We start from the raw sequence: 23,898 nt of genomic DNA on the forward strand, positions 1-23,898 counted from the left end.
ACCTCATGTTCATTGTATCATGAGGACTTTTTGTTTCTTTGTGGTAATTAAATGTAAAAAGAGCTACAATTTCAGTCACTACTTGAAATAATTAGTTCAATAATAAAAGTTCATGAGTATTTTCACTTTACTTTAAGGAGACTTTATTATCCGTTTCATTTGCCATATGGTTTACAGTGTTAAAAACTTAATCCAATATAAATAACCCTTGGTGTTGTCATTAATAACAAAACTCATTGTTTTTATATCTGCTTTTAATGTAGTTTAGTGGATTATTGTAGTTTAGATCAGCCGCTGCCCGCTGCGGGACTTTGCCCCAGTATTCTCCTCGTAATTTCGATGATTTAATAATTTATTTATCATCGCCCATTTCTGTTTTTCGAATTTGCCACTCCATTTCCCTACGTGTTTTTTCTATTAATGATAGCTCTCCATCAAACAGACTAGTATCTCCTGTACGGCCAATCTGACTTAGCCACACAGTAAAATAGGGGGACATTTTTTCATTAAGTTCCGCTACAGCTTTGACTGGATTATCATCTATACATAACATTTTCCAACCTTTTTTCTCTAAAGGAGTATTGGTTTCCCACTTCAGCCTATTGATAAATCCAAAAAGTCTGGTTTGCATGTTATTTTTGGCTACATCAATGTGATTCTTTACTTATATCGTAAAATTTTGATAGGAATTCAGAGTCTACATTTAATGTATTAATAGACCATTCTATTATTGGTGGTCCGATATAAACATTATTGTCATCTGCTTTTACCCAATCTTCTCTTACAGTGTCTTCTGCTAAGTGTAAGGTGAGCGAATTCCTATTTGGATTTGATACAAAAGCATCAGACAAACGATGTGCACAAAACAGCTTTATGTTGGAGGTTTTTCTATCAACAGAAGCAATAAAGAATGGCAATTCTAAGTCAGTAAGCCACTGTACTTCATGTTCGTCAAAAGTAACAGTTTCAACACTTGATGATTTAATTTGCACATAAAATGAATTGGCCGCAATGTATCGATACTGATCAAATTCTCGAATTAATGTTCCTATAACATCTATTCCTACGTCCTCTGTCCTTGGTACGGGAGCAGTTAGTGAAACAGATTGTAATAAAAATAAGCCCAACTGTTCTGCTAAGTCACCTGAGCGGAGATTTTTCCCTCTAGTAGCTGGCAATATTATTCCCTCCTGAATATTCGTATAAAAATGTATAATGAAGAATGATTAAAAGCGTTTATAGTTCTTAAACTCTAGATACCTAAACCTAAACCTAAACCAACTCTTTTTCTGATGCTAAAGATTGTTTTTCATAACCTACCATCATCATTTCGTAATGTGAACCATGCCCCATATTATAGAAAATGTTCTTGAATACCTCTAAAAATCTCTCAGTTTGTTCAGGGCTAATCTCAACAAATAAATCCTCATTTATATGATGGGAACCATCATTAGCCCAAGAGAGCAGAGACTGACAAACAAACCTATCTTCTTCAGCGAATTTATCAATTTCCGCTTCTATATTTATGTTGCCGAAGAATCTAAAATAATTTTCAAGTATCCTCCGCATAACATTTTGTGCTGTAATCAAATTTTCGTCTTTAATATAATTCAATTCTTTCCAGAGTAGTTCGTAAGAAGTCTTTATTGGGTTTTCAGAGTATCGAGTTATGTGAGACTCGTTATTTATTTTTCTTACAATCCAGAAAGTCTCTTCTTTAAGCTTATTGGACCCTTTGCCTTTATTAAAGGATACTTCCTTATGGAAATACACATTGTGAGTTAAAATAATTAATTGTTTAAAATTAGAACGTGGATTCTCACGTATTTCATCAATAATCTTTCGTATTAGGCTACTTACAATGAATAACACGTTACTGTCCAAACTGGAAATAGGGTCATCAATAACAACTATCTTATCTGCTGTAATTTGTTCCTTACTATCATTGCCTTTTATGAGCTGATAAAAGTAGAGAAACGTTATGAATGTCTTTTCACCCTCACTAAGTGTTGCTTCTGCATCTTGACCGTCTTCTCTAATAATTTTGTAATTTCCTTTTCCTCCATCAGCTAATTTGAAATTTTTAAAACCAAATGAACTGAGTATACGGTTTATCTCGTTTATTGAGTGAGTAATACTTGTTATTTTTTGTTCGTTTTCAATATTAGCATCTTCTTCTAACTTCCTAAATCCACTCTTCTTCTTTATGGCACCTTTGATTCCAGTTATAGCTTTTTCTAACCTAGTAGATTCTTGGTTAAATGAAACAAAGTTTGTTTTGTTTTCTTCGGCTATAAATCTCCAAATATCTTGAACAAGGTTAGATTTCTCTAATTTAAGGTTCTTTAAAAGTTCATTGTGTTCTTGGATCAATTTGTTTGAATTAGTTATTTCCTCGTTGATTTCATTAATATAATGTTGGACCGATGAAATGGAAATTCCACGACTAGGCTCTTTTATTTTTTGGTCAATCAAAATTTTATTTTCATTGAATTGTGACTCTATAACCTGCATAATCGGGGCAATTCTATTAAAATCAAAATATTGGTTTTGGTTTGATTTAATCGCATCTATTTCTTGAAAAAACCGTCCAAATGATTGTTTGTACTGATTTGGAATCATTTCTAATTCTCTTATTTGTTCAGTGAATGTCTCATTGAAGTATTCACTTAACTTTTCATTAAAATCTACTGGTAACTGTTGTTGGCAGAATGGACATAAACCTTCAGTATCTTTTGTATGTTTATGTCCCTGTTGAACCCAGTCGCTGATTTTCAAACGAGTAATAAGAGATGCAATATCTACATCTTCTTTTCCAATGATCTTCGTTGTAAGGATCTTTTCATCGTGGAAATTGTCTTCAAACACAATGGGTGACAACGGATCAAGATACTGCAATTGCTTGCCAAATATCGATTCTTTTCGCTTTCTCAAGTCTTCAATTGTGACTAATTCACAATTGTTGCTCATTGCTTCATTGATGCATCTTTCCATGAATTTTTCTCTAGAATTTCGAAGTCCTTCGAAGGCTTCTTTAAATTCAGTATCATATTTGGTTTTCAATCGCCAACAATGTTCTCTAAATTTATCTGTATTTTCACTTTGATTGTCCTGTTGTAATTTTAATTGGTTGTTTAATCCCTTAATGTCGTCGTCTATTTTGCGTATAGCGATTCTTCTTTGTTCAATTTCTTCAAGTAATTCAGCGGACTCCTTACCCAGTGTGAAAATTCCTTTAATACGACTGTCATCTCGGAAGTTTTCTTTAATAAAGTTTCTATTATAGACTTGAGCTTTATAGGGAGTTTCCTGCCAAACTATTTCGCAATCACCGTATAATTGAGGATTTCGAATCACCTCGGAAATAGTTGTTTTTCCTGAACCGTTGCTTCCGTAAATGAAATTTATTTTTTCAAGATCCCCAAGCTCTGCACCGTTAGGGCAATATGTAGCCACATTGTTTAGGATTAACTTTTTTATCATTGCTTTCCCCCTAGAAAAATTTATATTCTAATAAATTTCAATATTCGACATAAAAATACCTTCCTGATACAATAATTCTATGGAAAATTATTCTATTTGTAAATTTTTTATAGATTTATAGATTTTGTTAGTGAAAATAATTGTTACAGAAAAGAGGCAGGGGTATGAAAAAACTCCGAAAGCAATATGAAAGCAGTATTGTAAAAGGTGAAGCACAGTTTTCGGAAGATGGTAACCATAGGTATTTTTTACAACGTGTTTGGAATAAAGACCTTCCCATGGCAGCAGCAATAATGCTAAACCCAACTGATGCGGATGCATTATATTCGGATAAGACACTTATGAAGTTAATGAACGATTTTGTTGAACAAAATTATGGGGGTTTTTATGTAGTTAATTTATTTTCTTATATTGCAAAAAGAGAAGGATTATTGTTAGAAAAGACAAGTTATGATGACAGATACGATAAGAATACTGACTTTTGGATTTCGCACGCTATTAAAAATAGTGAGAATACCTACATTGCCTGGGGCAGTAACAAGAACAGAGTAACACGTATAAAGCAAGTAATTAAGATTCTAAAAAAATTAAAAAAAGAGACAGTTTATAGACCAGAAGATGCGAATGGTAATATTACGCATTTCAGCTGGTTATCAAATGATTACAGATGGGTTGAAATAAAAGTCGATGATATTCTCAATTAATTTATAAAGCAAGTTAAAACTCTATTAATGCACTTAAATTGGAACAAAAGGATGAATGAAATGTACGATTTTCTCCAGAATTTATCACAAAAGGTTGTAGTGAAAAAAGCAATATACTTCATGCGTTCCATGGGTATGGCTTATTATGAAGTACCTAATAAGGTGGACTTGCTTAAATCTAACGGCTATAGGGATAATATTAACCCTGCATTGGATGAAATGCGGCAGACAATGCACCAAAAAGGAATAGCAAGAGAAGATTTAATGAAATATCTGGAGGATATAGAACCATATCTAGCTTATTTGCTGCAAGAAACTCAAATATATACTGAGTTGGTGATTTTAAGTTTATTAAATAAAAAACTACTTGATTTACAAGAAATATTCTCAATACCACTTGAGTCTCTTCCTGATACTGCAGATCCTAAATACGGAATTGTGTTATTGGATGATAAAAGCTCCGCTAATCATCAGGGAGTTTTTTATAAAGATAAATTTTATTATTACAACCCGTTGTATAGAGCAGCAAGAGATGCTAAAACTCCGCCAAACCTAATTCAACTTCTAACTGAACAGATGAAATTAAAAAACTCTGTTTCATTACGCCTTGATCAAACAATTAGTCTATCAAAAGATCATTATAAGCCATTTATGAGGGATTTTTCTGAAGTATACCAAGGAAGAGAAATTAACCTTGATGATATTCATTTCCCACTTCATCCTGGAAAAAACGAATATTTCTGTGTTTATAACCCTGAAACTATGAAGAAAATACAGTTTAAAATTTCTCATAGAAGGGATTTAGAACACTGGATTGAAGTTGAGGAACTTTGGAACATTGACGAAAAAAAGGTCCAAGAATCCTATATTACACGATATTTACATTCAATCTATAACCCTCAGACAAATAAGTTTGTTCATGTTGATGGATCATTTAATTTTTATGATTATGATAACTATAAAGTTAGAGTAAATCAGCAAATAAACGCTCATGCCAACTTACACGTCAAACAATGGCTAGTTGAAGGTGAGGTAGATATTTTAGATTGGGGAAGGATGATTTTGCACTTTTTTAATGACCCTGATTTGATTTTAGATGCCTTTAAGGGAAAATTGATTGAAGAGGTATTTGGGGATATATAAAGGTATTAATAAAGCCATGGAAAAAATGCTGTCAAAATGACAGCATTTTTTATTTAGGGACTTTACGATAATGTTTTATTCATTAAGAAGTGAACCTGAAGCAATTATCCTAACCAATCATCCAGTTCCAACGAAGAAATGGTCATTTCCCACATTTGTAGATAAAAGTATATTAGAAGGAGAAGAGTGGAAAGTAACGACGCAATTTAGACAGTTTTTATGTGACGATAAGCATGTCCACTTCCTTGAATTCGACTATTGTAGAATAAAACCTGGATACATTAGTGGTAACGCTGAATTTTTTGTTTCAGACGATTATGTAAAAGAAAAGCTCCGCTCTCTACACCGCATTACAGGTGTTACTGAATATACATGGGACCCAACGGTTCCTACATGGGTTGAAACCCAGTGCAACTGATATACTTTTTTAGTCTTATATTATTTTTAGAAATTTGTCACATTACCAAAAGAAAACCCTTTCAAAACCAGTTATTCTTTAATAGACGACCAAGGGAGGTATTTCATGAAGGTATATCAGTCAGGCCAACAATTTATTTTAGGTATCGACGGTGGGAACCATTTAGCGGTCATTTTTTATATAAAAGGCTCAGTTAAACCACAATGTTGTTTTTTTTGGTTATTAGAAAAGGACTTCTTATGAAGTCCTTTTGTTCATTCCTTATTGAACGCACCTGTTAGCCATACATGAAGCGCAAAAATCAGCGCTTCACCACAGAGAATGAAAATGGTCACGAACCGTCAATACTGATTCTACGGCTGGGAGAGGAAGGTCGCTTAACTATGGTGCGTTAGAGCCCATCCGTTAGTCTGACTCCACCGACCACGGTGCACCACTGACTGTCGCTCCCTTACGGGAAGTACACATGGTAGATTAATCCTATTCTGGTTGTTGCACCAGCCTCTAAATTAATGATCGCCGTAGAAAGGATGTTTTCAATGGATGTAGTCATTGAAAGAGCATGCGGTATGGATGTCCATAAGGACAATATTACTGCCTGTATTATGACACCTGATGGAAAGGAGATTCAAACGTTTTCTACTAAAACTGTATTTCTACTACAGTTGGTTGACTGGATTAAACAACATAATTGTACCCATGTCGCCATGGAGAGCACGAGTGTTTATTGGAAGCCTATTGTGAATTTACTAGAAGCTGAGGATATTGAGTTTTTAGTGGTGAATGCCCAACATATGAAGGCAGTTCCGGGGCGCAAGACAGATGTCAAGGATGCAGAATGGATTGCCAAACTTCTTCGCCATGGACTACTTAAAGCTAGTTATATCCCTGATCGAAATCAACGTGAACTGCGTGAACTCGTTCGCTATCGTCGAAGTATTATCGAAGAGCGTGCCAGACAACATAATCGAATCCAAAAGGTGTTAGAAGGCGCGAACATTAAGTTAGGGTCTGTTGTTTCAGATGTGTTAGGTGTGTCAGCACGAGATATGCTTGATGCCATTGCCGATGGTGAAGAGGATCCCGAAAAACTAGCAAACTTCGCTCGACGGACTATGAAAAAGAAAAAAGAGGAACTCGAACTCGCCTTAAAAGGCTATATCAATTCACATCAACGCCTCATGTTAAAAAACGATTTTAGGTCATATAGATTTTCTGACTGAGCAAATCGAGATGCTAGATCAGGAAGTTGCGGACAGAGTAAGCTCTCATCAAGAAGATGTAGCAAGATTGGATTCCATTCCTGGTATAGCGACCAGAATGGCTGAGCAAATCCTATCCGAAATTGGGACTGATGTAAAGAACCAATTTCCCACTGCAGCTCATATGTGTTCTTGGGCAGGCTTGGTTCCTGGGCAAAACGAAAGTGCGGGGAAAAGAAAATCAGCCAAGACTAAAAAAGGAAATAAGTATTTAAGATCGGCATTAACGGAAGCAGCTCATTCAGTAAGAGGATCCAAAAACTATCTCGGAGCACTGTATAGGCGTACAGCATCACGAAAAGGCAAGAAACGTGCTGGTATTGTGGTCGCCCATGCAATGTTACGTATCTCTTATTATCTCTTAACCCGAAAAGAAATGTATGTAGACTTAGGCGAAGACTACTTTGATAAGCAGAGACAACAATCTATCGTTCGGCATTCACTAAGACGACTCGAAAGTTTAGGATACACCGTTACGTTAGAAGAACCTAAAGCATCTTAATCCAGTCACTTTATAAACCATAGATCCATGAATCTGGCGCTCTCCCCTTTTTTAAAAAATGAATGAGCTGCGTCCTCTTTAGTATTGCCTTTTTCTCTGAGTTACAGAAGTTTATTTTCATGGTAGTTCAATAAGAATTACTTCCCTATGCTCCTTAATATTTTTTGTAGTATAATTTGGAGTATAGATAAGGTATGTCGGTTTTAGAAATATTTACTTAAAGGAGTGAGAGGTTATGCGGAAAATAAAGGATAAAATTTATGCTAAATTAAGGGATGACTTTAATAAAATAGATTGGTATTATGGTCCTGACTATGACCCTAAAAAGAAAGTTTTAAGATATGGTAAAATGGTGTCATTAGAACGAGTAAATGAATACGATAATCGCAGATACGGAAACCCTGATGAAAAAAAATTTCGCATTCATTTTGCGTAATAGTGTTATTGGTGTAAGTGCTGTTGGTGTTATTGGTCTTAGTGGATATGGTGTATTAAAGTTAGGTTCGCATTTAAAGTCTAAACATGATGCAAAGAAGGAAAGAGAAAAAGAAAATCTTTTGCCTACTATGTAACATTAAATAGAGAAATAAGGCACAAAGCATTGATTTGCTTGTGCCTTAATTAATGTCACACATTTTATAAAGGATATAAAATGACACCGCACTAACGCTGATTCTTACGTTAATTTAAGAACCAATATCAAGTGATGTCAATACTCAAAAATTAAGACTAAGGAAATAAAAATAAAGTAAGCTAAATAGCTCCTACGTCATGTCAGTTACAACGTAGGAGCTACTTTTTAATAATATTAGTGATTAATCCGTTTATACTCTAACGCGCTTCGCTTGTTGAACCCTTCATCGATAATTCAAAGTAGGGCACTTTAAATTATCGATGAAGGGTAGTAAGGCTCTCATGTATAGTGTAGCCTGTGTATTTGCTCTATACTTACTCCTAAAAAATTATTGGAAGGGTTAACTGACTTATCTTGATGTATTTTAATAAATTGGCTACTATGTCCTCCTTATTAACAAAGTTAAAATCACGTTCGTTTAATACTTTGTTTACATTACTTTTTCATAGCGTTTTATTGTCTTTAAGTAAACAATAAGGGTTAAATCCCACGTAGAATACGTTAAGGTCTATCCCTAATTATAGTAATGTATTAGTATAGAACTGTTTTTTTTAGGAAATTCCTTTTGATTCCATTAAAGCTTTTATTAACTTTTCCTTATAACGTTCTAAGTCTTCTGCAGCTCTAATTTATAATGCATTAGTGCAGTTTTCACTGTGAAGGATTAATCCCAGTTATCAAGCTCCGGTCACATTCTTCACCTTTCTAACCCCCTGCATACTCCTTATTCATCAAATAGTGGTCATACAGTTCTAAACATACTAACAGCTCGTTTTATAGGTCAATAACGCCTTTCTAACAATGCTGTTATGATTGTCGTTATCAAGTTCCCTGTTACATTCCTCCAAATAATTCGTTTTAACAACAATAAGATGATTAAAGATATAGCTTAGCTTTCTATTTCTACTCTCCACTTTTCACCCTCCTACATATCCCAAAAGTCATCACTTTTCACATTAGGGTCTATTTCTCTTAAAGCGTTGAGGATTTTTTTCATCGTCGATTGAGTAGGAGACCGGTCTGTATCATTAACTAAATCCCCAACAGTATTCTTATTTAAACCTGTTTTTTCCCTAATCCACGATTGGCTTATTCCTCTTTTATCAATCCATTTTCCTAATTTGGTGCGTCGCTTTCCTAGCCCAAACATTTTCCATCACTCCCTAGCTCCAGTAATGTCCAAGAATCCTGAAAAATAAACCATAAATTCCTGAAAAATGAGGAAAGTTGGACAAGCGATAAGTCATAGGCTTTAAAACAGGGTGGGAACTACTTCTGATGAGATTCGGATATGGGAACTACTTCTGACATAATTCCGAAAGGGGGAAAAGGAATGCAGCAGGGAATAAAAAAAATTTCTCTCGTCTTAAACATCAATGACCCAGAGCAAAGAGAATTATATCGTTTCGTTAATAACCTGCCAAATGGCCAAAAGAGAAACAGTAGTGCTTTTCTTCGAACGTTATTAGATCGTGCATACCAAGCCCATAAGAACAAAATCAAAGAAGAGCGTATTGTAATTCGTTCTAAAAATGGAGTAATCAAGCATCGATTATAAATCACATTCTTTCAATCATGAACTTAGACACTTGAATTAACGCTATTCCTATCCATATATACGGCATGTTTTCAACTCCTTTTAGGTTAGTATTCCATTAATTCTTAAGGTTCATAACTGGAGGTGGTCAAAATTATTTGGATTTGGTATTCAGGAGTAATAATCGGGATGTCCTTGGTCGTTTATGGGGTTTGCGTCGAGTTTAAAATACTTTGGAAGAGGTGGAAATCTTGAAAAAAACGATTGATTTAGAGTGGGGAAGTTTTATGAATGGTGATATTGTCACAAAGGAAAAGCGACGTCCATTAATACCCTCACTGATAAGTGGTACTTTTATGATAAGCAAAGCGACTGTAGTATTAGCGGCGGTTCCTGGTGCGGATTCTACCGGTTTAGCTCGTTTGATGTTCGAATTATTAGGTGTAGCGGATTATATAGCGTGGGGTGGTTTCATCTTTGCAGGTGCTTCTTGGATGTTTAACAACAGAACGGTTGCAATCGAACGTGGAATAGGGGTAACAGCAGGGTATTTAATTATCCGTAAGGCATGGGATTTTGTCATATTTTTAAAGGGGGTATAACCAATGGTAAAAGACGATGGGATTATATCTCAAACTGCTAATACTTTAGCTGATAAAATCTATGAAGGTATTAAGTTCTTTTTCGAAACAAAAATAGATTTACTGGTTGATATACTTCCCGAACTAACAGGATTGGCGTTATTGGTTTGCGGATTAATCATGATGTTTGGTGACTTAAGAAAGTGGCTTAGTAGATCGTGTATGGTGGTTGTTTTAGGCACTACATTGGTGGTGTTGCTCTGATGATTAAAAAGAAGATACAAACAATCAATTGGAACACCTTTTTTAAGCTTGAAGAGGAGACAATGACAGCATTTCGAATCATACCTCATGCTTCTGTCCTAAATAATCAAAGCCATAAACTATGGAGGGCTTTACACGGTATATATAGCGGTAATTTCGAACGATTAAGAAGAGAAGGGGTAAAACTTCATTATCGAATAAAGGAACGTATATGGATTGATGTAACGCTTCGTTCAAAGGAAGAAGGATGCGATGAAGAGGGCAATCCAACCTATAAAAAGCAGGTCGAATTTTACTTGGCTTGCCCATCTCGTTATGGCGAGCATATCAAACACCAATTAGAACACCATTACATGCAAAAAAATAGTCCAGGTGTCACCCTGGAACAAATAGATATAAAGACTTCAGAAATACCCAATGATAATACAACGGTATGCGATTTAAAGTTAACTAAACACGATATTTTTTCATTAAAGTGTGATTATACAGAGCAAACTACTCCATTATCCTCAATTTTAAATGTAATCCATGATTTAAGAGGGAATGATCAAGCGAAAATATCCATGTGTGTTGAACCTTATAACCGTTTGAAATGGAACAGTATAGCCGAATCTGCTCATGAACGGTTCAAGAAGGGTAAGACACCTAAGAGGGTAAGATTAAACGGTAAAAACACATTTCTTATGATTTTAGGTGTATTGGATAAGGTTTATGAATGGGTAAACTACTTGGTTTCAGAAGTGATTGATGTAATCGACAGCATTGGAAGTAAGGAGAAACGCAGCCTTTACCACGATAAGCAACGGATAAAACAAAAGGCAGATATGGAAAAGAAAAAGGTTATGATTGACGGAAAACTATCCAGTGAAACGGACAAAAAGAAAACTGCACCAGTGTTTAAAACTTATATTCGATTAGCTTCCCATTCGGTTAATGAGGTAAGACGGACCATGACTTTAAATTCTATGGTTACTGCCTTTGATCAGCTTTCTGAAAACAACGAAATGAAACCTTCGGAATTATCTCCAAAAGAACAGAAACAGAGTTTAAAGGAGATTAATAGCTTCAAATTAACGGTTTACAGCAAAAGTGATATAGATTCTAATATCCTATCAAATTACGAATTAGGAAAGCTTTATCAAATGCCAACTGCCTTATTACAAAAGGATTTTGGAGATTACCTTACAACCAAACAAATCAGGGAAGTGGCTTTACCTGCTTGTGTGAAAGATAAAAATGGATTACCGATAGGGGTTGCAGAAGAAAAAGGGAATAAGGTTCCAGTACATTTGCCTTTGTCCAATCGCAATGAACATGCCTTATCACATATTGTGATTTGTGAACAAGGAGGCGGCAAAGATACCTTAGCATCAAATATAGTCGTAGAATCCTATCGGAAAAGAGAGGTGCCGTTTGGCAAGGAAAATCATAAGAGTAAAATTGCTTCGATTCTTATTGATGTTGTAGATCAGGAAGGCGATGGAATGAGCGACCAGGTAAGAGACTCTTTATTAGAGGGAGAATTAAAAGATTACATTGAAATAAACCTTGGCCGTACTGATTATCCTATTTATCTTGATTGGTCCGAAGGGTTGGGAAGTAATGACCGTGAAGCATTCGTAAAGCTTTCAAATGAGCTCTCTCGCTTTCTTGGCACTCATGAAATGGTTGATACAGATATGTATTTAAAAGACGGAGCAAAGGCTGTAGGAGATAATATTCTTGATATTGCACAGCTGCTTACATCGAAAGAATACCGGAAACAGATAATTCAGGATTTAGAAGCAAAGAAACAGTTTTTCTTATTGCAAACCTGGAAGCATTTCGATTCAATGGGTGATAAAAAACAAGCACAAATAGCTGGTAATGTCCTTACTCGATTACACAAACTGATTGGAGACGACTTTTTGAGGAATATTTTCTGTCAACGTCCTAAAATGATTGACGGGAAACCAGCCGTAAACTTAATTGAATGGATCCGTGAAGGGAAAATCATTGTATTCAAGTTCCCTAAAAACAAATTCACTAAAACTGGCACAGAACGGATATTCAAATACCTTATTACAAAGATATGGCTTGCTAAAATGGTGATGGGTAGTGAAGGAACAGTTAATGTCATGATGAACGAACCTCACCAGTTTATTGGCGAAAGTGTAGAGACATTAGAAGATATGAGTGGAGAAATCCGTAAATATGGTTTAATCCCGTGGTATTTCTTCCACGATTGGGCACAGGTGCCGAATGATTTAAGAGATATTCTTTTAGGAGCTGGAACACACTTGCATATTGGTTCTGGAGGAAAGAAAACATTTAATTCATTAAAAGAAGAACTGAAGGAATACACAGGAGATCCGGCTACAGTAGTTGAGGAATGTTTAAAGATACAAAAACACTATTTCTTACATGTCATTCACGCAGAAGGAAAGAAACAACAACCATTTGTAGCAAAAGGATTAGACCAACCAACTAAACGATATGGATACAAGGACAATTCAAAACTTTCGGAGGAATGTTTGCTGCATTTCGGTAGACCTTATCAAGAAGTTGAAAAAGAAATAATGGAGCAATACCTTAAATTAACGACCGAAGGTGAAAAAGAGAAAAAAAATAATGAAAAAGCATCATAGGACCTGCATATATAGGGGGGGCCTGCATATGCTGATTGTAGGCATCAGCCCAACAGCGATGTGGGAATATTATACCCTTCGACCAAACAAAGTCGAGGGGTTTTAATTTTAGGATAATGTTCGGAACTATTTCTGAACTACATCGGAACGCCATTCATCCAGTGTGGTGTTTTTTTATTTTCAAGGACGATCGATAACCCCTTTTGTTTGGTGAACTCATAGGATAATCGTCCATTACGAGCAAATCTTGATAACTCTTTCGCTAAGATAACATCGTGTAATCCAGCCTTACCATCTTCAATTAAAGCTTTTAAACCAGGGTGATTACCCTTAGTTTGCGATTTTTTATCAGTATACACCTTAACGATTTCCCAATCTCGTTAGATTGCATAATTTCGAAACATATCTATTTGATTATCAATGGACGTTTTTTGCGAATCATATTCTGTCGATACACGAGCATAAATAGCACATCTCATTACACGTTCACCACCATTAGTAAAACTGTATTGAGATGTTGGTGGGCTTATAGGACTAGTATTAACCAAAATTTCAGTTCTTAAATTTGTTTGAGTTAGTGTCATATTAGCTCTACTTATAGTTGTTATTAGTGAAGTATAAATTTCGGTTGTTTTTCCATACTAATAATAATTTTCCCGGTAAACCATACAGATTGGTATGGCAGTACAATCGTACGTGAAGAAGCAGAATTTATTCCTGCAAAAATGAAGAAAGTTCAACATATTGAACACGCTTATAAATGTAAAATTTGCAAAGGCGATACCTTTCAAAAGGCGCAAATTAAACGTGGTAAAGCACCACAGCCTCCTATTCAACGTAGCATGGCAAGTCCTAGCGTACTTGCCAAAGTAATGTATGATAAATTTTCACAATACTTACCACTTTACCGTCAGGTAAAGGAATGGGATCGTTATGGCCTTAATACCAATGATAAGAACCTTTCGAATTGGGTCATTCGTGCATCACACGATTGGCTATTGCCTATTTACCTACGAATGAAGCATTTGATGATGGATAAATCGATTTTACATGTCGATGAAACATATGGACAAATTATCAACCGATCCGATGGGAAATCTGGTCAAACCAATGCCTATAATTGGGTGTATCGAAGTGTGCCAAGCCAAGGGCCAACAATTACTCTGTTTCAAAGCGGGCTCGATCTGTCCTTGAAAGTTTCATTGAAGGCTATTCTGGAACGATTATTTGTGATGGTTATTCTGCCTATAATAAGTTGGAAAGCGTTACCTTCGCAAATTGTTGGGCGCATGTTCGTCGTTATTGGCTGAAAGCGGACAGCAAAAATGGTCGAATTGGTGTGAGCTATTGTGACGATTTATACCAACTCGAAAGGAAATTTAAACATTTATCTCCGAGTAAGCGAAGAAAAAAACGCCAAAAATACTCGAAGCCAATTGTAGAAAAATTCCTTGAATGGGTTGAAACGTCACCATTCTACGGAAAAAATGCCCTCGCGAAGGCCGCTGAATATACATTGAACAGGGCAAATGGACTCAAAGCATTCTTGAATGATGGGCGCATTGAAATTGACAATAATCCAGCCGAAAATGCCATTCGTCCCAACGTTTTGGGTAGAAAAAACTGGCTTTTTTCGGTCAGTGAGGCTGGTGCAAAAGCGAACGCCATCTGTTTGAGTATCGCAGAAACAGCCAAAAGTAACGACGTTGATTTCTATGAATACATAAAGAAACTTTTGACGGATCTACCGAATCTCGGCATCCATCAAACCCCTGAAATATTAGATCAATACATGCCCTGGTCAAAAATGATTCAAGCAGAATGTAGCAAATAAATGATATAAGCCGTATATTCGATTAAAAAAATCAGGATGTACGGCTATTTGTAATGTGTACCGGAAAGGTGCGCTTATTTTTTATAATTCGGGCTTACGTCCCCCCCGGATTTTGTAGAAGGTTTTTAGGTTTTTAGTGAAAACAGTTTTTATGAGTTGTTCATGAAGCCTGAAATCTGAGAGAAAAAGAGGTCGTAAATAAGAGGTCTATTCGACTAAAAAGAGGCCGGCTTCAACATGAATCCGGCCTCTCCTTTTTATACGGTAATATTGGGGTTGATACTCTTGTTACCGGTATAATCAAGCTAATTAAAAGTACTTTTGAATGGCATATGGAGCATCTTGACGATAAGCCAGTTTCCAAACCTTTAAGACATTTTCTTTTGTTACTTTCATCGCTGGTACAACATAGAAAGGAGCTACTTCCTTACCAAGTAATGAATATCCCGCAATAATTGCTTGAGCAACTCCATTTTCATAAGGTAATTGGGCTCCAAGACCTTTTACATTTCCTCCAGAAGCAATTTGATATGCCGCATTACTTCCCAAATCAACTGTAGAAATGACTATATCAGTTTTCCCTGCTTTACGTGCTGCAGCTAGTGCTCTTTCCGCGGGTTCATCCCAAATGGCAAAAATACCATCTAAATCTGGATTTTTTGCTAACATACCAGAGGCTGCTTTTTCCGCATCGTATGGGGTGGTTATTCCAGAACGTGCAACAATTTTAATATTGGGATATTTTTCTTTAATCGTAGTTTCGAATGCTTCTACACGCTGATTATTTACAAAGAAATCAACATTGTGGAAAATAACACCAATCTTACCTTTCCCTATAAGTTCTTTACCCATGATCTCGGCGGCAAATATACCATTTCCATAGTTATCAGATGAAACAACGCTTACATAATCTTTACCAAATTCTAATCCTTCAGGCATGCTATCCATAAAAATTAGTTTGATTCCTGCTTCTGCAGCCTTTTTAAAAGCGGGAGCAGTTGCCACTGGATCAACCGGTAAACTAACGATAACATCTGGTTTTTTAGCCATGATAATTTCGATATCTGAAATTTGTTTTTCAGGCTTAAATTGTGCATCCGTAACAGCCACAACTTCAATACCCATTTTTTCAAAAGTATCTTTCAAACCACGGATGATCGCAGTTGAAAAGTCATTTTCTGTATAATGCATCGCAATAGCTGCCTTATAATTCTTTTCCTTAAGCTTTTTCAGGTCTTTTAAAGATAACTGGAGTGTTTTGGCTGAAACAGCTTCCTCTCCATGCGGCCCTGTGCTTAAAATTTCATCAATGGGAATATTTTGGTTAATCGTACTATTCAGCGTTTCTATTATGATGGTCAAAAACTCTCTAACATTAAAGGGTTTTGTTACATAATTATCAAACCCCTTGTCTAATGTATATTGAATATCCTGCGGAAGCGCATTGGCACTTACAGCAATTACTGCAATATCTTTAGTTTGTTTTATTGTTTTTAACCTATCAAATATTTCGTAGCCGTGGATATCGGGAAGGTTTAGATCAAGCAGAACCAAGTCCACTTTTTCATTCGCAGCCATTTCTAATCCTTCTTTTCCAGTACGGGCTGATAAAAGTGTATAAGAAGGCTGGGATTTCATGATTTTCCTTACTAAGTTCAAGTTCGACTCGTTATCTTCAATATATAACAAACGGTAGTCATCTTCCTTACGGATATTTTTCTCAGTAAGTCCAACCTCTTCACCCCATCTCATGACCGCCTTTAATTCATTTGGAAGCGGCAGACTAAAGAAAAAATCACTACCTATTCCTTTTTGGCTCGTTACACTAATTTTGCCCCCCATTAGCTGGACGAGCTGTTTTACTAAAGACAATCCAATACCTGTACCTTCTTCTTGTGTCCCTTCAATTCGGTAAAAGGGAACAAATACCTTTTGATATTCTTCAACTGAAAGTCCGATCCCTGTATCCGCAACATGAATGATCTGCTCGTTTCCTTTCAAATAAGAGAAGATCATAACTTTGCCGCCTTCCCGATTATATTTGATCGCATTATCGAGAAGATTAAGAAAGATTTGTTTAAGACGAATGGGATCGGCAAGAACAAATATGTTTTGCCATTGATCCAATTGGTTATGTATACTGATTCTCTTCATGTTGGCCTGCGGCTGCACTATATTGATACATTCATTGATAATCGTCAGAAGATCAATCTCTTCGATCGACACTTTTATCTGGCCCGTTTCTATTCTTGATAAATCTAAAATATCATTAATTAAACTTAATAAATGTCTCCCTCCACTTAAAATCTCTTGGACAAAATCACGCTGATCATCATTTAAGGTTTCTTCAATTTCTAATAGCTGTGCAAAACCAAGGATTCCATTCAATGGTGTACGGAGTTCATGACTCATTTTAGACAGAAAGTCGGATTTAGCCATATTTGCTTTTTCTGCCTCTTCTTTAGCTTGAACTAAGGCATTTTCCATGTTTTTTCGTTCGGTGATATCAGAAATGGTAACAAGGGCAGCCTGTTCTTCATTTTCACAAATTTTAAGAGGCGTTGAATTGACTGAGATCCATTTAGGTTCCTTATTCCCGTCGTTAATACCTAATATGAAATCATGGAAAGGAATACCATCCTTAAGTGTTATTATTCCTGGTAACTGAGAATAGGGTAACGGTGATCCGTCTTCATTTACATATTCTAGTTGCATCAAGCTGGATTCAGTTAAGAACTCTGATTTAATCCCCAGTATTTTTTCTACATTTTCATTTAGGGCAACCATTTTCCCCGACTTTTCAAGAATCATTACACATTCGGACATGGTCCGAAGAACTTCCTTATATAAATTATCTTTATAAAAGATTTCCATTTTTTCTCCACCATTCCCTTTCGATTCGAAAAAACTACCTAAGCCGGATGTACTGTCTTATACTGTAAACAGTTAGATTGCCTACTAACTAAAAAATAAGAAGCCATTTATTTCATTTTTTCACATATTATCTAGTTAATACGTTATGTGATATAGTTTAAACCAAACTTAATTACATGAGGGATGATTTATGAAAGTTTTGATTGCAGAGGACAATGCACCATCTAGAAAATTGTTAAAGCATCTGATTAAATCTGTTCCGAACTATCAAATTGTCGGAGAAGCAGTAAATGGTGAGGATTTAATCAATAAGGTAATGATGGAAAAGCCCGACATCGTGTTAGTTGATATTAACATGCCTTTAATGAACGGAATGGAAGCTGTTAAATCGTGTAAAAAAATTCTGCCAACCTTGCAGGTTATTTTTATCACAGGCCATGATGAATACGCGCTGGAAGCCTTTGGGGTGAATGCGATCGATTACATTGTGAAACCGATTGAGCGAGACAGGCTTTATTCCGCTTTAGAGCGGGCAGCAGTCTTTTCGAAGAAAACCGGCACGGTTACGCCATCTGTTCCTGTCAAAAAGGATTTAATGATTAAGCAACAAAATCAATATTCCTTTATTCCGTTAGACGAGATTATTTTTATTGAAAAAGCAGACCGAAAGTCCGTCATTCATACGATTGATAAAAAAATTGAAATATATGAGGCTTTAACCAATCTCGATGAGCTCCTTGATTCTCGATTTGTTGTTTCTCATCGTTCTTTTATTATCAATTTGCAGTATTTAACAAGAATTGAAGTGGCTGGCCAAACGTATATAGCTCATTTTAAAAATTACGAAGAAACAGCAAGGGTCTCTAAGCATAAGCTAGTTGAATTACAAAAATGTAAATCGTTGTAAAAAGTAAGGCTCAGTAATGAAAAATTACTGGGTCTTATTTTTTTTAAAAAAATGCTTTTTTTGTTCGAATGAATGAAAGGGCTTTCTGAATGAAAGTAACTAGCAGCCAAATGGACAAAAAGCATGTCTAAAGGCGATTAGACGAAAAATTTGTAAACGATTACAATCCAAGTATAGAAACAGGAAAGGAAAAAACAATGATGGTTGGGATTGTCGATGTAGCAAAAAAGGCTAATGTTTCTACTGCAACAGTATCTCGAGTCTTAACAAAGCCTGAAACAGTAAGGGAAACAACGACGGAAAAAGTGTTAAAGGCGATTGAAGCATTGAATTATCAGCCTAATCTCTTAGCGCGCCAGCTAAGAAGGCTCGAAACGAATACGATCCTAGTTGTTGTACCTGACATTACAAATCCCTTTTTTTCAAAGGTGTTAAGGGGGATTGAAGCTGTCGCTGTCGCAAAAGGATATCAGGTTTTACTCGGTGATACAGGCAATGATGTGGAACGAGAAAAGGGGTATTTAAACATCCTGCAGCAAAAAAAAGCAGATGGAATGGTTTTATTAACCGCCAGAATGGATGCAGCAGCCGTTGAAGAGGTGGCCCGAAGTTTTCCGGGTGGTGCTGGCATGTGAATATATTGAAGGCTCCACGATCCCAACTGTTTCGATTGATAACATCAGCGGTGCCAGAAAGGCAACGGAATATTTAATCGATTTGGGACACGAAAGAATTGGCTGCATCACTGGACCTCTCGATATCGTATTGAGCCGAGACCGCCTCAAAGGATTTTATCAGGCGATGGCAAGGAAAAACCTTATCGTTGACCCCGTGTTAGTCCAGGAGGGTGACTTCTCATTTGATAGCGGTTTTAATCTCATGATGAAGTTTTTCGCTCTTGGCCAACTCCCAACAGCGATATTTGCTGCAAGCGATGATATGGCAATGGGAGTGATTAAGGCGATTAAATCAAAGGGTCTTAAGGTTCCTGAGGATATTTCGGTTCTAGGTTTTGATAATCTAAAATTTTCCTCCATATTTGAACCGGGTCTTACAACGATTGCACAGCCAGCATTCGAAATTGGTGAGAACGCGATGGAATTACTGATGAAGCTCATCAACAAAGAGGAAGTCAAACGCGAGCAAATTATCTTAGCTGACCAGTTGGTTGTAAGGGAGTCTGTCAGAACTATTTAAAAATTTTTAATAAGAAATGTAATCCTTTGCATTTTTTGGAAGTCCATGAGATTCCTATTCTATCTCTTAAATGTAAACGATTACTAGATAAAATTTACTAAACTTTCAATTTATGAAAAGGGGGTGGTGCCACACTTTAGATTGTAAGGGTGGTGCCAACAAAATAACGAGCTTCAACTAAATAACTAAAATAGTGGGGGTTAACCAAATGAAAAAGAGTTTTTCACTTTCGGTATTATTGTTATTGATTTTAAGTATCGTGCTGGCGGGATGCGGCGGCAATAAATCTACTTCAGGTGATCAAGAAACGACAAAAAAGAATGAAAACTATTCAGAAACAGCTTCAGGTCCATTAACGATCAATCCAGCAATTCCGGACTTAGAAGTTAAAGATAAAGGTCCAAACGGTGAACAAGCTGTTTCAGCAAAGACATTACAGCTTACGGAAGAAGAGCTAAAAAAGATTAAAGATGGAAAATATAAAGCAGCCATTGTTATGCATTATTCTGGTACTGACTATATGAATGCCGCAGTTGGTGCGATGCAGGATACGTTTAAGAAAATGGGTATCAAAGTAGTTGCTGTAACAGATGCACAGTTTAAAGCAGAAAAGCAAGTAAATGATATTGAAACGGTTTTAGCAAAAAAACCTGACATCATGATTTCAGTTCCAGTTGATGCCGTTTCTACAGCACCGGCTTATAAAAAAGCAGTTGCACAAGGGGTTAAATTAGTATTTATGGATGGAGCTGCAGAAGGCCTTGTCCCTGGAAAAGATTACATCAGTATTGTATCTGGTGACAACGCGGGTAACGGAGCAACAGCAGCGGACATTCTGGCTGAAAAACTTGGTGGAAAAGGTAAAGTTGGTATTGTGTATCACGATGTAAACTTCTTCGTAACAAAAAACCGCTCTGATGCATTCGAAGCAAGAATCAAAGAAAAATATCCAAATATTGAAATTGTAGACAAAGGCGGTATTACGGGTCCAAATGATGCTGAAAAAGTAGCTTCTGCGATGCTTACAAGAAATAAAGACATTGATGGAATCTTTGCTCCATGGGATGTACCTGCTGAAGGTGTTATGGCAGCTGCCCGCACTGCAGGCAAAAATGATCTTGTTGTAACAACTGTTGACTTGGGAACAAACGTTGCAATTTCAATTGCACAGGATGGAATCGTAAAAGGGCTTGGAGCTCAGCTGCCATATGACCAAGGTGTTGCACAAGGGATTCTTTCCGGCTATGCACTATTAGGTAAGGAAGCACCAGCTTATGTTGCTTCGCCATCGATTAAAGTAACAAAAGATAATGTATTAGATTCTTGGAAGCTTATCTACGGTACAGAAGCACCAAAAACAGTTCAAGATGCAATGAAATAAAAATAGGATAGGGGTTGCTTGAAAAGCAGCCTCTACCATGAAAAGAAGGTGAACTTGGATGGAACAACCTATTCTTAAAATGAAAAATATTTGTAAAACATTTAACGGGATTCCCGTATTAAAAGATGTTAATTTCTCCGTAAAAAAAGGTGAAGTTCACGCCTTGATGGGGGGAAATGGTGCCGGGAAATCCACGTTAATGAAAATTCTAACAGGTGTGTATACAGCAGATAGCGGTGACATTCAGATTGAAGGAAAACCTGTAACCATTAAGAGTTATGAAGAAGCACAAAAAAACAATATATCGATGATTTTCCAAGAGTTTAGTTTAATTCCAACCCTTACTGTTGCCCAAAACATCTATCTTACACGTGAGAAGAAGACATCATTAGGGCTGCTCGATGACAAGGATTGTGAGAAGAAAACGGAAAAATTGCTAGAAGAATTAGGCGTAGATATTAAACCAACTGATATTGTACAAAACCTAGGAGTAGGATATTGGCAGATGACGGAAATTGCCAAAGCACTTTCCCAAGAAGCGAAAATACTTATCATGGACGAGCCAACCTCTTCGTTAACCAAAAATGAAACAGAAATATTATTTAGCTTTATTAACAAATTGAAAGCAAAAGGATATTCCATCATCTATATTTCTCACCGGATGGATGAGATCTTTGAAATATGTGACCGAATTACAATATTACGTGATGGCCGGTATATCACAACTGAAACATGCAGTGAAACCAATCTTGACACGGTCATTCAACATATCGTTGGCATGGAGTTCGACCAGGCCTTTGAATGGAAGGAACGTTATTACTCCCGTGAGGCAGAGCCAGTTTTTGAAGTGAAAAACTTAAATGCGGGGAAGATTCAAGATATCAATCTTAGAATTCAACCGGGCGAAATTGTCGGAATTGCTGGGTTGATGGGAAGCGGCAGGACTGAATTGCTTCGAAGTCTCTTTGGGATTGATCCAATTGACAGTGGAGACATCTATGTTAATGGTCAGAAGCAATCCATTAAAAATGCCAGAAATGCAATCGATGCGGGTCTAGCTTTGATTCCAGAGGATCGCCGGATGCAAGGATTGGTCCTTGAACATAGTGTCAAGGATAATATGATTCTTCCAATTCTTTCGAAGGTTAAAAAAGGAACTTTTATTGATAATAAAAAATCAAATGAAATTAGTAAGGATTTTGTAAGGAAGCTAAATATTAAAACGGATAATATTTTTAAACAAGCCAGATTGTTATCAGGCGGTAATCAGCAAAAAATCGTTCTCGCCAAATGGCTGGCCAATGATCCTACCGTACTCATGCTGGATGAACCAACCATTGGTGTGGATATTGGTGCAAAAACAGAAATCGTTGAAATTATTCGAGAAATGGCCGAAACTGGCAAGGCAATCCTTGTGGTCTCCTCTGAACTCCCAGAACTGCTTGCCTTGAGTGACCGTGTGGTCGTCATGCATGATGGGAAAATAAAGAAGGAGATGACACGCAAAGAGATTAAAACAGAGGAGGAATTACAATATGCAATCCAAGGTTTCTAATATACAAAAGCCGGCAGCTCCGGCATTGAAAGGCTTCGAATGGCGCAATTATATTGTTTATTTCGCTTTCGTAGGAGTATTAATCTATTTTTCTATCAGCTTAAGTGATGAAGGGTTTTTAACATCAGGAAACTTGTTAAATATTGTTAGACAAACAGCTACCATTTCCTTAATGGCGTTGGCAATGACATTTGTAATCAGTACAGGTGAAATTGACCTTTCTGTTGGCTCCATTGCCGCTCTTTCTTCCTTGGTGGGTGCATTGGCAATCCAAGCCGGTTATGGCATTGTGGGAGGACTCATTGGCGGTGTAAGTACAGGACTTGTGGTTGGTTTAATCAATGGTTTGCTTGTTACAAAGGTAGCCATTCCTTCCTTCCTTGTAACATTGGGAACAATGGGAGCGGTTAAAGGTTTTGCGATGTGGATTACAGACACAGCACCAGTTCCAATTGTAGATGCAAATTTCAACTTTATTTTTGGATCTGGTGACATTGGTCCAATTCCGGTTCTTCTTATTTGGACTCTAGTGTTTACGGTTATCGCCCATGTGTTGCTTCGTAAAACAGCATTTGGCCGTCAGGTGCTTGCTACAGGCGGAAATGAAAACGCTGCAAGATTTTCAGGTGTGAAGACAATGAAAATTAAGCTGATGGTATTCCTTGGAACGGGTGTAATGGCTGGTTTAGCTGGTCTTCTCTACGCGGGTCGTATGAATGCAGGACGTTTTTCCTTCGGTGAAGGGGATGAGCTTTCTGTTATCGCTGCGGTTATCCTTGGGGGAACAAGCTTGTTTGGCGGTGTAGGAACGATCATCGGAACGATTGTAGGTTCCTTGATGATTGGTACGATTAATAACGGTTTGATCATTATGGGTCTGGATGTCAGCCAGCAAATGATTATTAAAGGAATTATCATCATCTTGGCTGTGGCATTTGGTAAGAAAGCGATGAAGCGATAGGTTTTTATAAAATTAGAGTTACCTCATGCTCAAT

Annotated in this window: 21 protein-coding genes and 3 pseudogenes; 17 read left to right on the plus strand and 7 right to left on the minus strand. The window is 36.7% G+C overall.

The window, feature by feature from the left end:
• Positions 1-352: 352 nt before the first annotated feature.
• The 3 genes from QFZ28_RS29250 to QFZ28_RS29260 all read right to left on the minus strand — a co-directional run bounded on the left by QFZ28_RS29250 (position 353) and on the right by QFZ28_RS29260 (position 3,483).
• Positions 353-631: a hypothetical protein gene (locus QFZ28_RS29250; protein WP_307198094.1), complete on the minus strand. Its 279-nt coding sequence runs from the start codon at positions 629-631 to the stop codon at positions 353-355.
• A gap of 16 nt (positions 632-647) precedes the next feature.
• The gene (locus QFZ28_RS29255; protein WP_307198095.1) at positions 648-1,178 is read right to left on the minus strand and encodes a hypothetical protein; all 531 of its coding nucleotides are present in this window, start codon (positions 1,176-1,178) and stop codon (positions 648-650) included.
• A 94-nt stretch (positions 1,179-1,272) separates the two neighbouring features.
• A complete protein-coding gene (locus QFZ28_RS29260) occupies positions 1,273-3,483 on the minus strand; it encodes an AAA family ATPase (RefSeq protein WP_307198096.1) in 2,211 nt (736 codons plus the stop codon).
• A 164-nt stretch (positions 3,484-3,647) separates the two neighbouring features.
• Here QFZ28_RS29260 and QFZ28_RS29265 point away from each other — a divergent pair, with 164 nt between their 5' ends.
• The 7 genes and pseudogenes from QFZ28_RS29265 (at position 3,648) to QFZ28_RS29295 (ending at position 8,084) form a co-directional block, all read left to right on the plus strand.
• Positions 3,648-4,187: a DUF1643 domain-containing protein gene (locus QFZ28_RS29265; RefSeq protein ID WP_307198097.1), complete on the plus strand. Its 540-nt coding sequence runs from the start codon at positions 3,648-3,650 to the stop codon at positions 4,185-4,187.
• Between the two features lie 60 nt (positions 4,188-4,247).
• Entirely contained in the window at positions 4,248-5,330 is a 1,083-nt protein-coding gene (locus QFZ28_RS29270; protein ID WP_307198098.1) for a hypothetical protein, read from the plus strand.
• A gap of 70 nt (positions 5,331-5,400) precedes the next feature.
• Positions 5,401-5,748 (plus strand): hypothetical protein, encoded by a 348-nt coding sequence (locus QFZ28_RS29275; protein WP_307198099.1) that lies wholly within the window; start codon positions 5,401-5,403, stop codon positions 5,746-5,748.
• A gap of 105 nt (positions 5,749-5,853) precedes the next feature.
• Complete coding sequence (locus QFZ28_RS29280; protein ID WP_307198100.1) at positions 5,854-5,991, plus strand: hypothetical protein; 138 nt, start codon at positions 5,854-5,856, stop codon at positions 5,989-5,991.
• A 296-nt stretch (positions 5,992-6,287) separates the two neighbouring features.
• Positions 6,288-7,512 (plus strand): annotated as a pseudogene (locus QFZ28_RS29285) (IS110 family transposase).
• A gap of 235 nt (positions 7,513-7,747) precedes the next feature.
• On the plus strand, positions 7,748-7,948 hold the full coding sequence (locus QFZ28_RS29290; RefSeq protein ID WP_307198101.1) for a hypothetical protein: 201 nt from the start codon (positions 7,748-7,750) through the stop codon (positions 7,946-7,948).
• Positions 7,941-8,084 (plus strand): hypothetical protein, encoded by a 144-nt coding sequence (locus QFZ28_RS29295; protein WP_307198102.1) that lies wholly within the window; start codon positions 7,941-7,943, stop codon positions 8,082-8,084. The genes QFZ28_RS29290 and QFZ28_RS29295 overlap by 8 nt, the downstream gene beginning before the upstream one ends.
• Positions 8,085-8,907: 823 nt before the next feature.
• Here the strand turns inward: QFZ28_RS29295 and QFZ28_RS29300 are convergent.
• Together QFZ28_RS29300 and QFZ28_RS29305 are read right to left on the minus strand one after the other, a co-directional pair.
• The gene (locus QFZ28_RS29300; protein ID WP_307198103.1) at positions 8,908-9,060 is read right to left on the minus strand and encodes a hypothetical protein; all 153 of its coding nucleotides are present in this window, start codon (positions 9,058-9,060) and stop codon (positions 8,908-8,910) included.
• 11 nt (positions 9,061-9,071) lie between these two features.
• A complete protein-coding gene (locus QFZ28_RS29305; protein ID WP_307198104.1) occupies positions 9,072-9,296 on the minus strand; it encodes a helix-turn-helix domain-containing protein in 225 nt (74 codons plus the stop codon).
• A gap of 183 nt (positions 9,297-9,479) precedes the next feature.
• Between QFZ28_RS29305 and QFZ28_RS29310 the strand changes: the two genes are divergently transcribed.
• From QFZ28_RS29310 to QFZ28_RS29325, 4 genes are all read left to right on the plus strand, one after another.
• Positions 9,480-9,704, plus strand: coding sequence for a hypothetical protein (locus QFZ28_RS29310; protein ID WP_307198105.1), 225 nt, complete (start codon positions 9,480-9,482; stop codon positions 9,702-9,704).
• 230 nt (positions 9,705-9,934) lie between these two features.
• A complete protein-coding gene (locus tag QFZ28_RS29315) occupies positions 9,935-10,285 on the plus strand; it encodes a hypothetical protein (protein ID WP_307198106.1) in 351 nt (116 codons plus the stop codon).
• Positions 10,286-10,288: 3 nt separating this feature from the next.
• Positions 10,289-10,528, plus strand: coding sequence for a hypothetical protein (locus QFZ28_RS29320; RefSeq protein WP_307198107.1), 240 nt, complete (start codon positions 10,289-10,291; stop codon positions 10,526-10,528).
• Complete coding sequence (locus QFZ28_RS29325; protein ID WP_307198108.1) at positions 10,528-13,155, plus strand: hypothetical protein; 2,628 nt, start codon at positions 10,528-10,530, stop codon at positions 13,153-13,155. Before QFZ28_RS29320 ends, QFZ28_RS29325 begins: the two co-directional genes overlap by 1 nt.
• 137 nt (positions 13,156-13,292) lie before the next feature.
• Here the strand turns inward: QFZ28_RS29325 and QFZ28_RS29330 are convergent, their stop codons facing one another.
• Positions 13,293-13,523, minus strand: a complete 231-nt coding sequence (locus QFZ28_RS29330; RefSeq protein WP_307198178.1) for a recombinase family protein — start codon at positions 13,521-13,523, stop codon at positions 13,293-13,295.
• A 312-nt stretch (positions 13,524-13,835) separates the two neighbouring features.
• Between QFZ28_RS29330 and tnpC the strand changes: the two are divergent.
• A pseudogene (gene tnpC / locus QFZ28_RS29335) lies at positions 13,836-14,989 on the plus strand (IS66 family transposase); the annotation flags it as partial.
• Between the two features lie 309 nt (positions 14,990-15,298).
• On the opposite strand, the gene QFZ28_RS29345 reads toward tnpC, so the two are convergent.
• Positions 15,299-17,863: a substrate-binding domain-containing protein gene (locus tag QFZ28_RS29345; protein WP_307198109.1), complete on the minus strand. Its 2,565-nt coding sequence runs from the start codon at positions 17,861-17,863 to the stop codon at positions 15,299-15,301.
• Positions 17,864-18,053: 190 nt separating this feature from the next.
• Between QFZ28_RS29345 and QFZ28_RS29350 the strand changes: the two genes are divergently transcribed.
• The 5 genes and pseudogenes from QFZ28_RS29350 (at position 18,054) to QFZ28_RS29370 (ending at position 23,864) form a co-directional block, all read left to right on the plus strand.
• On the plus strand, positions 18,054-18,770 hold the full coding sequence (locus QFZ28_RS29350) for a LytR/AlgR family response regulator transcription factor (RefSeq protein WP_307198110.1): 717 nt from the start codon (positions 18,054-18,056) through the stop codon (positions 18,768-18,770).
• Between the two features lie 200 nt (positions 18,771-18,970).
• Positions 18,971-19,967: pseudogene (locus QFZ28_RS29355) on the plus strand (LacI family DNA-binding transcriptional regulator).
• 208 nt (positions 19,968-20,175) lie between these two features.
• Positions 20,176-21,348 carry a substrate-binding domain-containing protein gene (locus QFZ28_RS29360; RefSeq protein WP_307198111.1) on the plus strand — a complete coding sequence of 391 codons (1,173 nt, stop codon included), beginning with the start codon at positions 20,176-20,178 and terminating at the stop codon, positions 21,346-21,348.
• A 58-nt stretch (positions 21,349-21,406) separates the two neighbouring features.
• The gene (locus QFZ28_RS29365; RefSeq protein WP_307198112.1) at positions 21,407-22,903 is read left to right on the plus strand and encodes a sugar ABC transporter ATP-binding protein; all 1,497 of its coding nucleotides are present in this window, start codon (positions 21,407-21,409) and stop codon (positions 22,901-22,903) included.
• The gene (locus QFZ28_RS29370; RefSeq protein WP_307198113.1) at positions 22,884-23,864 is read left to right on the plus strand and encodes an ABC transporter permease; all 981 of its coding nucleotides are present in this window, start codon (positions 22,884-22,886) and stop codon (positions 23,862-23,864) included. Before QFZ28_RS29365 ends, QFZ28_RS29370 begins: the two co-directional genes overlap by 20 nt.
• The last annotated feature ends 34 nt before the right edge of the window (positions 23,865-23,898 follow it).

The organism is Neobacillus niacini, from assembly GCF_030817695.1.
Taxonomy (GTDB): domain Bacteria; phylum Bacillota; class Bacilli; order Bacillales; family Cytobacillaceae; genus Neobacillus; species Neobacillus niacini_F.